This window comes from Flavobacterium pectinovorum (assembly GCF_006438875.1).
Classification (GTDB): domain Bacteria; phylum Bacteroidota; class Bacteroidia; order Flavobacteriales; family Flavobacteriaceae; genus Flavobacterium; species Flavobacterium pectinovorum_A.
Map to the genome: position 1 here is coordinate 213704 of NZ_RCZH01000001.1, position 13000 is coordinate 226703.

11 protein-coding genes are annotated in these 13000 nt (G+C 34.3%); 4 read left to right on the plus strand and 7 right to left on the minus strand.

Annotation, left to right across the window (positions count from 1 at the left end; genetic code table 11):
* The first annotated feature begins 21 nt into the window (after positions 1 to 21).
* Both EAH81_RS00915 and EAH81_RS00920 read left to right on the plus strand, forming a co-directional pair.
* Positions 22 to 1176, plus strand: a complete 1155-nt coding sequence (locus tag EAH81_RS00915) for a YncE family protein (protein ID WP_140502676.1) — start codon at positions 22 to 24, stop codon at positions 1174 to 1176.
* Positions 1177 to 1202: 26 nt separating this feature from the next.
* Positions 1203 to 2339, plus strand: a complete 1137-nt coding sequence (locus EAH81_RS00920; RefSeq protein WP_241676483.1) for a PKD-like domain-containing protein — start codon at positions 1203 to 1205, stop codon at positions 2337 to 2339.
* Between the two features lie 286 nt (positions 2340 to 2625).
* Here the strand turns inward: EAH81_RS00920 and EAH81_RS00925 are convergent, their stop codons facing one another.
* Positions 2626 to 3216 (minus strand): hypothetical protein, encoded by a 591-nt coding sequence (locus EAH81_RS00925; RefSeq protein ID WP_140502686.1) that lies wholly within the window; start codon positions 3214 to 3216, stop codon positions 2626 to 2628.
* A 581-nt stretch (positions 3217 to 3797) separates the two neighbouring features.
* Between EAH81_RS00925 and EAH81_RS00930 the strand changes: the two genes are divergently transcribed.
* Positions 3798 to 4217, plus strand: coding sequence for an OsmC family protein (locus tag EAH81_RS00930; RefSeq protein WP_140502691.1), 420 nt, complete (start codon positions 3798 to 3800; stop codon positions 4215 to 4217).
* 53 nt (positions 4218 to 4270) lie between these two features.
* Positions 4271 to 5068, plus strand: coding sequence for an alpha/beta hydrolase (locus EAH81_RS00935; protein WP_140502696.1), 798 nt, complete (start codon positions 4271 to 4273; stop codon positions 5066 to 5068).
* A gap of 666 nt (positions 5069 to 5734) precedes the next feature.
* On the opposite strand, the gene EAH81_RS00940 is transcribed toward EAH81_RS00935, so the two are convergent.
* From EAH81_RS00940 to EAH81_RS00965, 6 genes are all read right to left on the minus strand, one after another.
* Positions 5735 to 6700, minus strand: coding sequence for a hydrogen peroxide-inducible genes activator (locus tag EAH81_RS00940; protein ID WP_140502701.1), 966 nt, complete (start codon positions 6698 to 6700; stop codon positions 5735 to 5737).
* Between the two features lie 768 nt (positions 6701 to 7468).
* Positions 7469 to 8935, minus strand: coding sequence for a glycoside hydrolase family 130 protein (locus EAH81_RS00945; RefSeq protein ID WP_140502706.1), 1467 nt, complete (start codon positions 8933 to 8935; stop codon positions 7469 to 7471).
* Between the two features lie 595 nt (positions 8936 to 9530).
* A complete protein-coding gene (gene map / locus EAH81_RS00950) occupies positions 9531 to 10295 on the minus strand; it encodes a type I methionyl aminopeptidase (protein WP_140502711.1) in 765 nt (254 codons plus the stop codon).
* A 68-nt stretch (positions 10296 to 10363) separates the two neighbouring features.
* The gene (locus tag EAH81_RS00955; protein ID WP_140502717.1) at positions 10364 to 10726 is read right to left on the minus strand and encodes a nuclear transport factor 2 family protein; all 363 of its coding nucleotides are present in this window, start codon (positions 10724 to 10726) and stop codon (positions 10364 to 10366) included.
* Between the two features lie 7 nt (positions 10727 to 10733).
* Positions 10734 to 11210 (minus strand): GNAT family N-acetyltransferase, encoded by a 477-nt coding sequence (locus EAH81_RS00960; RefSeq protein ID WP_140502723.1) that lies wholly within the window; start codon positions 11208 to 11210, stop codon positions 10734 to 10736.
* 173 nt (positions 11211 to 11383) lie between these two features.
* Positions 11384 to 12925, minus strand: a complete 1542-nt coding sequence (locus EAH81_RS00965) for a hypothetical protein (protein ID WP_140502728.1) — start codon at positions 12923 to 12925, stop codon at positions 11384 to 11386.
* Between the last annotated feature and the right edge of the window lie 75 nt (positions 12926 to 13000).

Genomic DNA, 13000 nt, shown 5'->3' on the forward strand with positions numbered 1-13000 from the left:
CTAATAATTAAATTTTCTGTTATGAAAACAAATTTCAAGTTTTTGATCTTATTGGTTTTAGTCGCTATAGGCTTTCAGTCGTGTCAGGAAGACGATCCCATTATTCCTGAAGAGGTTGTGGTTTTACCTCCGGAAACGGCTACGACTGTAGAAGGATTTTATCTTCTTAATGAAGGTAATATGAATATGAACAAATCGTCATTAGACTATTATGACTATAAATCCGGGAGTTACAGACGAAATGTTTACGGTCAGGCAAATCCCGAAGCTACTTTAGGTTTGGGCGATGTTGGGAACGATATTGGGATTTACGGATCAAAAGTTTATGCGGTAATCAATAACTCAAACAAGGTCGAAGTTATGGATGCTGCGACAACTAAACGTCTTAAGGTTATTGATGTGAAAAATTGTCGTTATGTAACTTTTGCAAACGGAAAAGCTTATGCAAGTGCTTATGATGGTGAAGTACAATTGGGCGAAAATTCTCCAAATGGTTTTGTTGCCGAAATTGATACGACATCACTTAAAATTACAAGAACCGTAAAAGTGGGACGTCAACCGGAGGAAATGGCGGTTGTAGGAGACAAATTATATATCGCAAATTCTGGTGGATATAGTCCTCCAAACTACGAGAGAACAGTTTCTGTAATTGACTTAAAAACCTTTACAAAGATTAAAGATATTGATGTTGCGATCAACCTTCACAGGCTTAAAGCCGATGCTGATGGCGACATTTATGTAAGTTCTCGCGGGGATTATTATGATACTCCGTCAAAACTTTTTGTGATTGATACTAAAACGGATAAGATCAAGAAAACCTTTGATATTGCTTGTTCTAATATTAGTATCGTTGGCGATAAAGCCTACATCATTGGATCAGAATTTAGTTATGTTACTTTCAAATGGAAAATAAACTATTCTATGATCGATGTCAAAAAAGAGATTTTGCTCGAAGGAAGTTTTTTGCCTAAAACAGTCAGCGACGAAATTAAAACTCCTTACGGACTTGCTGTAGATCCGTTTTCATTAAATGTTTACATAACAGATGCCGGAGATTATGTTTCGCCAGGTAAACTTTACTGTGTAGATAAAGACGGAGTTACAAAGTTTAAAGTTATTACAGGAGATATTCCGGCGCATTTTGCCTTTAAATACAAGAAAACAACCATTAAATAAATAACCATTAAATTAAAAAAAGAAGAATGAAGAAAATTTTATTTGCCTTGTCTATGATCCTGTTTTTGGCAGGATGTTCTAAAGATGATGATGCTGTGGCAACGCCTCCAAAAATTGCAATAACTATTCCCGCAATTGGTTTCGCGACAGATATAATGCAGTGGTTTAGAGTTAAACCTCAAGTAGAAAGCGAAACCGTGAGTACTTACAAATGGTTGGTGAATGGTCAGGAAGTGTCTACAACTACTGATTTATCTTATGTATTTGCAACTGCGGGAACTTACAACATTGAATTTAAAGCTAAAAATGCGGCTGGAGAAAGCAACAAGACATTTACAGTTATTGTGAGTGCCAAAGCTTATTTTAACGGAATAAAAAATGTATTTGATTTCTTTCCTGCACCGGGACAATTTACAAATGGTTTACCGGAATATGTTGCGGGAGATACAGATGAGACAATGCGTGCAAAAGCTCAAAAAGCTATTACAACAGATGACAGCATGATTAGTCTGGGAGGATATGGCGGGTATGTTGTCATGGGATTTGATCATACCGTTATAAATAAAGAAGGAAATGATTTTATTGTACTTGGAAATGCTTTTCCAAATTGGGCAGAACCCGGGATTATAATGGTTTCTTACGATGCTAATGGTAATGGAAAACCAGATGATGAATGGTTTGAAATCGCCGGTTCTGAGCACGTAAAGCCAACTACAATTAAAAATTATGAATTAACCTATTACAAACCAGCTACAGAGCCGGAAGACCCAAGTGAGCCAAATTATATTCGTTGGACAGATAATCAGGGGAAAACGGGATATGTTTCTAAAAATCCTTTTCACGGTCAGCCTTTTTATCCCTTATGGAAAGGAAATACGATCACTTTTAAGGGAGCATATTTACAATCGAATGCATTTGATCAATCAGGAACTGGAACTTACTGGGTTTGCCCGGCATATGATTGGGGTTATGCAGATAACTGGTCAGATGCAGATGACAAAGCGCAAATCGATATTAATTGGGCGGTAAATGCGAAAGGAGAATCCGTAAAACTGAAAGGTATAGATTTTGTAAAAGTGTATAATTCTAACCGTGCTGAAGCGGGTTGGTTAGGAGAAGTTTCGACAGAAGTTTCAGGTTTTAAAGATTTAAACTTACCATAAATTTGAGTTTTATTGCGGTCAAAAAACGTTAAAAGTTTAAAGTTTCAGGTTTCAAGTTAGTAAACCCGCGAAGTTTTTAAAACCTGTCGGGTTTGTCACTTCCTAAACAGTTCCCGAGGAACAAAATATATTGTAGGGATGGATTTTAATCCATCTTTCGCAATGCATAATCACAATCTTGTCATCCCGAACAAGGGATAATATAAACGACAAAAGTACCCGTAACAACAAACCCGACAAGTTTTTAAAAACTGTCGGGTTTGTTGTTTATTAGAATTTCCTGATTTTACTCTTTATACAATATAATTGTTGCTTTATAACCTGTACCAACGTTCCATTGGCTGGCTTTGATTACAGCACCTTTATCATCATAAACCTGAAATTCAGCTGTATTTGGCGAAGCAGAACCTTCGTTCAAAGCTTCAAAATCAATTTTATTCATTCCTTTTACAAGAGTTATTTTAAAACCTTGAAAATCACCATTTAAACCTACTTCTTTTTCAATGACTTTATCATTGAGATAAACTCTGATTTTATCGCCATCTACAAACGCAGCATCACGATAACGAATTGTAGAAACCGTTGTGTTGGTTACAAAACCTCCTAAATACTCATTTCTTCTGTAAAAGATACCTTCAACATTGGCTTCCGGTTTATACAGACTATTATTTTTATAGAGATCATCAGGATTGATTTTTAAAACCGTTGGCTCTTTTACCGGAGGCAAATCTGTAGGTGGCGGAGTTTCTGGCGGCAAGTTTTCTTTAATCTCAGAATTGTTGGCAGGAATTGGTTTGTATTTACCATTTACTTCTTTTTGCGCATATCCGTGCAGAGAAAACCCTGTTATTATAATTATAAACAATATTCTTTTCATACTTCTTTAATTGATTTAAAGCATTAAAAATTGCTTAATGCCTATGTAGATAACATTTAATGATGCGTATTTATTGCCTTTAGCAGAAATTAATTCTCAAATAAAATCGGTTTTTGCTTAGCAGAATACTTTTTGGTATTGCATTTTAAAGTTACTAAAATTTTGATTAGTAATGTTTTATAAAGAAAGTTTAATTGAAGTACTATTTCATACCAAACCTGCTATTGTTTATTTCAAGTATGACGAGATATCATTAATCCTTAAGATAGTATAGCGAAATACGACAATTGTTAGAGAAGAATCAGATCGAAAGAACTGGTTTATAAGGCATTTTGATCGTGGCATATATGTTGGCTATAAAATGATTGGAAAATAGAAGTGTGGACATTTAAAAAACAATTATAAGGGCAGAACCATATAAGACGGGTTATTATTAAAAATTAAAACCAAGATTATAAATTTAATTTATAATGATACAAAATTATCAATTTGATTAATGAAGATAACCGCCATACATTTGTCTCATCAAATCAGAACAATTATTTGAAAATTAAAAATTTATAACATTAAAAACTTTAATCATGAAATTTACAAGAAACGCAAACGCAAACTGGAAAGGTACAGGAATGGAAGGAAACGGAACCATTACAACACAAAGTACAACATTGAACAACGCACAATTATCTTTTAAAACCCGTTTTGCAGAAGGAGTAGGAACAAATCCTGAAGAACTGATCGCTGCTGCACATGCAGGATGTTTTACAATGCAATTGAGCTTTTTATTATCAGAAGCAGGTTTTGTACCGGAAGATTTAAATACAGTTGCCAAAGTAACTTTTGAAGATGGTACAATTACATTAATTACGCTGGAACTTACAGGTTCAGTTCCCGGAATTTCAGTTGAAGATTTCGAAAAATCAGCTCAAAAAGCAAAAGAAATCTGTCCGATTTCAAAATTGCTTAACACAGAAATTGTTTTAAAAACAACCTTATTATCTTAATTAGTTTCTAACAACTACAAATAAATTGAATTAACATCTTAAAAAATAAAAAAATGAAAACAGCAATTTTAAAAAGACAATGGAATCGTTTATTCCTGTCTGCAGCATTAATTATGAGCGTTTTATTGGGAACAAATGCAAACGCACAAACAGCACCAACAAAAGTAAAAAATGTAGTTTTGGTACACGGAGCATTCGCTGATGGTTCCGGATGGAGAAAATTATATGATGTACTTTCTAAAAAAGGATATAAAGTAACGATTGTTCAAAATCCGTTAAGTTCTCTTGAAGATGATGTAGCCGCAACAAAGGTTGTTCTTGACAATCAGGACGGACCAACAATTTTGGTAGGACATTCCTGGGGTGGAACTGTAATTACTGAAGCAGGAAATCACCCTAAAGTTGTTGGATTGGTTTATGTAGCAGCTTTTCAGCCCGATAACGGAGAGAATACTGTACAATGGTTGCAAACTGCACCTCCTGCACCTGAAAATGGCGTTTTACCTCCAAACGATAAAGGTATTGTTTATTATGATCAGGCTAAATTTCATGCAGGATTTTGTGCTGACATAAGCAAAGAAGAAGCTGCATTTATGTATGCCTCACAGGGTGCTTTTTATGCCAAAGGATTTGGAACACCTGTGACAAAAGCAGCATGGAGAGATAAACCGGCTTATGGAATTATTGCAACGCAAGATAAAAGTATCGATCCTTCTATTGAACGTGCAATGTACAAACGTTCTAAAACTAAAGCTGTTGAAATAAAAGGAAGCCACTGTGTTTTTATGTCGCAGCCTGAAGCAGTTGCGAATGTAATTATTGGTGCAGCCAAAGATTTAAGCGCAAAATAATACAAACCTTTTACTAATAAAAAAGCCGAAATTCTCTTGAGGATTTCGGTTTTTTTTATGATTTATAGAATTCAATAGTTTGTGCCGTTAGGTACTAAATGTTGGTAGAAGATATGAATGGTTATAAAATTAGCGTGCCGTAGGTACGCAATGGCATCGTTGTGTTGCGTACCTACGGCACGCCTGTGAATTATGAATCGAATGTGCTACCAACATGTAGTACCTAACGGCACAAAATAGAGGGTTCTAACTTTTGTATGGTTGATGGAATTCAATAATTTGTGCTTTTAGACATTAAACATTGGTAGAAAATATGAATTGTAATAAAATTAGTTTTTGTTCCATCGGAACATCTCATCGGTAGACTAATAAAAGCGTGTTTTTTTTACGTTCCGTAGGAACGTTTGAATAACAACAATAAATAATATATGTTTCTAAATTTACCAAACGTCCCCTGGGTAATGTCATTAAGTTAAGCTTTTAGAAAATAAAATTATTGCAGATCAAATCCGTTTTTATCCGCGTTTTTACGAAGTAAATCTGTTTTATCCGCGTCAAAATTAGACGCTGATTTTACTAATTCGCTAAAGCGAAAACGCTGATAAAAACGGATTTTTCTAATTAGTTTCTTTCTATGCTTATAGCATTATTTAATTTTTATCTAATTTATCTTGTCGTTGCCTTAATAAAATAAGGCGAATCGTTCCATCTTATTTTTCGATAGGCAAAATTTTGCTGCAAGGATTCCGGAAGGCAATTCCAAATTGCTTCATTCATTTTTTCGAGTAATAATTTTTTCGAAAAAGTATCTGATACCACAAGACTAATTTCACGCACAGGTTTTGGTTCTTTAAAATGCTTAAAAAGTCCTGTTTCCACTTCGTTAATCATCGAAAGTTCCGGTATAATGGCAAATCCTAATTGTGCTCTTACCAGATTTTTTAAAGTTTCAATCGAGCTGATATCATAACTAAACTGATCCTTAATTTTTCCTGGATTTTTAATGTCGCAAATATCCAATAACTGCGCATTGTAGCAATATTCATGATGCAGCAAAAGCAATTCGGTTTTGTCTGACGGTTGTAATTCATAGTGAGATTCTGCCGCCATTGGATGCACCGTATTTAGGTAAGCAACAAAAGGTTCTTTGAAAACGGGATGTTCAATTAAATGCGGATTTCCCGTTGGTGTTGCCATAATTGCCACATCAAGTGCGCCTGTCATGACATCATTCATAAGCTGACCTGTATTGGCTTCCTTTATGATAAATTGCATTTTTGGCGTTGCTATTTTCATCGCTTTTATAAAAAGCGGAATCAGATAAGGCGATAATGTCGAAATTATTCCGATTTTGACTTCTCCTTCAAGTTTATTTTTCTCATTGACAATAAAATCCCTGATTTCATCAGCTTCCCGAAGAATTTTTTTGGCACGATTTATAATTTCAGTTCCCAGTAAAGTAGGGGTTAAGGGGACTTTATTTCGATCAAAAATTTTAATTCCGATTTCTTCTTCCAGATTTTTTAACTGAATCGTTAGTCCGGGTTGTGTAACCATACAAGTTTCGGCAGCGCGTGCAAAATGGCGTTCTTCGTCTAAGGCTACAATATATTTTAACTGTTGTATGGTCATCTTTATAAATAATTTATATAAAGATAGAAAAATATTAGTTTACGTTATTAAGTTGTTTTCTTTAAAATTATGAATTGCTAAAATATTCTCATTTTTGAATAGCCTCCAGCTTTAGCGCAATGTCATTAAGTTAAGATATTTTAGATTTTGTTCCATCGGAACATCTCATCGGTAGAAAAAAATGCATCAAGAGAAACATCGTCCCATTGGGACGTTTGAGAAATTGTCTACGTAATCTGTATCTGTTTTTAACAATTATTATTTATAAAATCAAACGTTCCTACGGAACGTAAAAAAACACCGTATTTATTGGGTTACCGATGAAATGTTCCGATGGAACAAAAACAAATTGCTCCATTATAAGTTAAGATATTTTAGATTTTGTTCCATCGGAACATCTCATCGGTAGAAAAAAAAATGCATCAAGAGAAACATCGTCCCATTGGGACGTTTGAGAATTGTATACGTAATCTGTATCTGTTTTTAACAATTATTATTTATAAAATCAAACGTTCCTGCGGAACGTGAAAAAATACCGTATTTATTGAACTACCATGAAATGTTCCGATGGAACAAAAACAAATTGCCAATGGATTTTTTCCTTAATGACATTGAGCTTTAGCTGGAGATTGAAGAATTTATATAAAAAAGGCTTTAGCCAAATAACAATATATTTTGGCTAAAGCCGATTCCTAATTTCATTTAAAAACTGCAAGTAAATCTGGAGCTATGCAAAAAGTTGTAGCTTCAATTTTTTGATTTACAGTGCTACTTACTTTTCTTCAAAGCATCTAATAATTCTACCATATCCACAATAGCATATGTAGAAGAGTAGTCAGATACGGCATAAGGCAAGATTAAACTATTGTTGTGAATTATTGCACCACAGGAATATACTACATTCGGGACATAACCTTCTCGCTCGTCTTCCAGCGGTGAAAGCAATGGTTCTGTAAGTCTGCCAATTTCTTTGGTTGGATCGTCGAGATCAAATAATGACGCACCTATGCAATAGCGTCTCATTGTACCAACACCGTGGGTAATAACGAGCCAGCCTTCTTCAGTCCAAAGTGGTGAACCGCAATTTCCTATTTGTGTAAACTCCCAGGTATAACGGGGTTCCTGAAGTAGTACAGGATTATTCCATTGTGTGACTCTGTCAGAATACATGATATAATTGTTAACACCATCAATTCTGGCGAGCATGGCAAATTTCCCTTTTATTTTTTTTGGGAATAAAGCCAGATTTTTATTTTGAGCACCAATTCCGTGCAAAGGCATTACTCTAAAGGTGTAAAAATCTTCGGTAGAAATAAGTTTAGGGAGTATCGTATGTCCATTATAGGCCGTATAGGTTGCCATAACACGAGAAGAATCATCATCATCGACAAAACGAACAAAACGAGCATCTTCGATACCTCGGCTCTCAGATTCGGATATTGGAAATATAACACGTTCTGTAATATCAGAATCGTGCTTGAATTCTAAGTCATAAAATGATTTGGCCAACCACATTATCTCGCTCAGCGCCGTTCTTCTTTCTTCCCGAATTGACGGATCGCTTAAGGCTGTATCAACCATATTTTTTAGTACAGCATACTCAAATTCATTGGGCAGCTCCTGCATAATCTGGGTTATGTATTTGTCCTGCGTGTGCATTTCGGACAATTTTGATGAAAATCGTTCTTTATTGAAAAAAGTTTTATGCATAATCTCGGCTTTATCGATATTATGACCAATTTTCATGACTTGCAGGTTGTTATTTCGGTCCAAAATTCCTCTTCTAAAAACAATGGATGAAATATGACCTTCGCCCGTCGCCCTAAACGAAATAATAACACGTTTTTCTCCTTCTTCTAAACCCGATTGATCAAAATCTTCTACAATTGAGGGATTAAAAATAGCCGCAGATTCTATAGCATATTCCATTGTACAATAAGAACCTATCAGCATTTTTCGATCCAAAGACATGGCTTCATAATCAATTTTTATTGCTTCTATTAAAGGTCTTATTCGTTCGCAATGTTTAAAAAATATAGCGGAAATATTTCGATGACGTCTGGCAAATTCGCGAAGAGTCTGTTCTAAGGTTTCGAGGACTTGTCTTTCGTCCAGCATCATTATGCGTAAGACCATTTGTTGGGTTCGTTCATCACCATTCATAAAATATCGGGCAACAACTCTTTTGGAATCTGGGGTAAATATTATATTTTTTCGAATGACTGATACTCGCATAATAAATCCATTTTTAGGTGTTAGAAAAAAAATACTTTAGGTTCGCTACATATAAATTGTTCTGAAAAAATAAAGAAATATCCATATTTAAAAAAACAAGATTAATCCTATATAGCGCAGTAATTATATACAAGTTAATGATTTTGGTAAAGAAAAAAAACTTTATTTTTTTATTATTTTTCAATGGATTAATCCCGAAGTCTTGAGATTACCTTATCTTTTTCAGTTAGAGTGGACTATTTTGTCATTTCCAGGAACGAGAAATCACACACGAAACTCTGTAAAGTAAATCCAATATTCATTTCGAGATACGTACTTCAAACCCGACAGGTTTTAATACCGTCCCGTCCCGACGCTTCGGGATCGGGATCGCGCAATGTCATTAAGTTAAGCTTTTTGGACCATAATTTTTTTTAAAATAACAAGGTATAAACACAATCTTGTCATTTCGATCCCGAGGCTTCGGGAGAGAAATCTTCGCAAGTAACTCCGCAACATGAATCTAATCTTTGTCGAGACGATTAGGATTAGAAAAATAAACCCCTCTAAGCATTATTTTGCTTTAGAGGGGTTTTTATATTTAAGGACCGTTCTATTAATTCCAGATTTCATTCATCTCTGTTAATATAATCGGTTTACCGTCAGTTACAACAATAGTATGTTCATGTTGTGCCATAAAACCGCCTTTGTTTCCAACCATTGTCCAGCCATCTTGTAAAGTTTCTGCATAAGTAGAAGTCGTTGCGATAAAGGTTTCAATAGCCACAACAGAATTTTTCTTGAATCTGGTCAGATTAAATTTATCTCTGTAATTTGCTATTTCATGCGGTGCTTCGTGAAGACTTCTTCCTATACCGTGTCCGGTTAAATTCTTGATGACTTTGTAACCTTTTTTCTTTGCTTCTGTTTCAATTAAAAATCCGATATCAGAAATCCGAACTCCGCCTTTGATACTATAGATTGCTTTTTGTAAAATTTGTTTTGAAGCTTCAACCAATTTTTGATGTTGGTTTACATCTGTTCCAATAACAAATGAGCCTCCGTTGTCTGACCAAAATCCATCAAGCTCTGCCGAAACATCAATATTAATTAAGTCGCCTTCATTAAGTATTCTCTTTTCAGAAGGGATTCCGTGGCAAAATTCATTATTTACACTAATACAAGTCCATCCTGGAAACCCATAAGTTAAATATGGTGCTGATTTTGCTCCTAAATCGTTAAGGATTTGCCCACCAAAATCGTCTAGCTCTTTTGTTGTTATACCAGGTTGGGCAAAGTTTCTCATTTCCTTCAATGCATAGGCAACGGCTTCGCTTGCCTTTTTCATTCCAACCAATTCTGATTCTGTTGTAATTGACATATTTTTTTCTTTTTTTTTGATTAAAGATTTGTCGTGCTTATTTTATAGTAAAGTCCGTGTATGAACTATTAATTTTGATCTGTCAGTTCAATGTCCATAGTTTTTATAAGTCCATCTTGAAAAGTATAGACATGTTTAACGATTCCGTCAAACATTAAATTGCCTTGTAAATCTTTTACAATTTGATGTACTGTAACTTCCAGACTTCCGTTTTCTCTTTCGCTGAAACCAATTGGTTCAACCTTAGGATTTATCTCCGTCCATTGTCTTGTCCAATAGCGCATAATTTCATTGTGTCCGCTAATATAGCCACCTTCCCAAGCTTTAGACCATTGTACATCCGGTTGCATTGTCGAAAGTGTTTTGTCAATATTTCTTTCGTTAAAAGCAGTATAGGCTTTTCTAATTGTATTTTCTGATTGATTTGCCATTTCCTGATTAATTAATCTCGCAACGCATTGTTGTTAGTATTTTTTCGAAACCGGCTTTTTCATACGCTCTGACAGCTGCATCATTCTCAGAGTAAACTTGTAGTCGAACCTCAGTGATTCCTTTGGATAGAATCCATTTCTTAAGATCGTTCAATAATAGATTATTTAGGCCTCTTCCTCTAAATTCCGGTTTTACATACATAAAACCAAGATATCCAAAAAGTTCGTAACGCTCAAAGGGTTTTCCTGATCGGATTTGGGCATATCCGGAACCAACGATTTCATTATCAACTTCGATTACTAAGATTTCGGTTCCTTCATCTAGTATAAGATCTTGTATATCATAATAAAAGATTTTTCCATCTTTTAAAGTTGGGTCAAAAGGACGTTCAGCTTCAACAAGAGATTGTAGGAATTCGTTAAGTTCAGGCAAATCTGTATTTGTAGCGGGTCTTGTGATTATGTCTTTATTATTTATATCCATATTCAAATATATTTAAAATAATTAAAAACGCCAATTAAAACGCGGCTGAGATTTAGCGGAATCAGGAAGTAGAACCGAAATTTTATGTAGATGTAAATAAAAAATAGCGGCTTTAATGGCCGCTATTATCATATTATATTCTGTTTTTTAGACAGTGTAGAAATGTCTGATTCTTAATTATCGCAGAAAGAACCAATTTGTTTTAAATGTCTTTCTGTTTGGTATTTATTAAAGTTGTCCCATTTTGGAGGAGAACTTGTTTTTTGTCCGTACATCGCATCCAGACAAACATTATTGTCTTTGTATTTATCGTGTAAAACAGCCAGGATTTTAAAGAAAAACTCGTCTAACATTATGATTGCTTCAAATTCTGATTTTAGAGTTTCATAATTTGAATCTGATGGATTTAATATTTGTAAAAGGTCTAAAACTTCTTTCTTTTCCTCTTCGTTTATTTCAGTTAAATAACCCATTTTTAGGGTTTTAAAAACCAAATTATTCCAAGCTTTGCTGTCATGTCCCCATTGAACATCAGGAAGATTCAATGAATGCTCGCAAATTAAAATGATAGAAAAAAGAACATCATTTAAGTATTCTGCCGGAAATTCATCAAAGCTTCTGAATTCGAAACCGCTTTGGTACATTTTTTCCTGATTAAAATCAAGACCTAATTCAGAAAGCATTTCATATTCCATGTCAGCTTCAATCTGATCGCGCCACCAAATGTTTTCTTCTTTTTCGAATTTTAATAATTTTCTAAAATCATCAACTTTATAAGTTAGAATTTTACCTTTTGGCATTGCCGTGTTATATGTTCCAACGCCTATGTAACGTGACATGGCATTTCTCATAGAACCTAAAGTAAATTTTTTGTCCAGACTGTATTTATCGCTTATCACACCCATAATATCAGGACTTCCAAGAGTTGCTATAAAGAATGGCTCAAACCATTGCAACATATAGATGGCGTTGCTATGCGTTTTATTGAATTCATTATAGTCGACAATTCTGCTGTCTTCTGTCAATGACGGTAATGTAATATGAAAATGATAGGTTCCGTTGTTGAACAAAACCAGATTTTCCTGATTGGTCATGAACATATTAAGACCATTGTTGTAATCGGGAAAACTTAATTTTCCGTCTAAAACAGCAGATTCATTGATTTTATCAAGGAATAATTTTTTCGTTGCTTTTAGTTCTTTACAAGAATCAGCGATTGTTCTGTTTTCAAAATATTTGGTTACAAACTCGATTGAATCACCATCAAAATGTACAGAACCCATTGTTTTGTTTCTTTGGGTAATCATACTTTGAATGTTGTATGGCTGATCTTCAAGGAAAAGTTCCATGATAGATTTTCCTAAATAATCAGGATTTTCAATTGGTTGCGCAATCACTTCACCAGTTTCTGTATCCATTAATGGTTTTATAGGTGATAAAGTTTTATGCTGATAGTTGATATCTAATTTTTCAAGCGAATGACTGTTCATCATTCGGCTCACGGTATAATTTTCGTTTATATCAAAAGCTTTTTTCAAGACAGGAGTTAAGCTTTCGGGTTTGTAGCATTTTCTGTAGTCGATACTATACTTTTCAAAACCAATTTTTTCTTGTATAAATTCACCAGAAACAATTAGGGATTGTTCAAATTGCATGTAGGTTTCGTTTTCTAATCCTATTCCCCAATAATATTTTTGTGTCTGATTGTCTTTCATTTATACTAATTTTCTTTTTATGTGGTTATTTTGAACTGTTTGAAATCAATTTTTTTGTTTGGAAATTTGAGACTA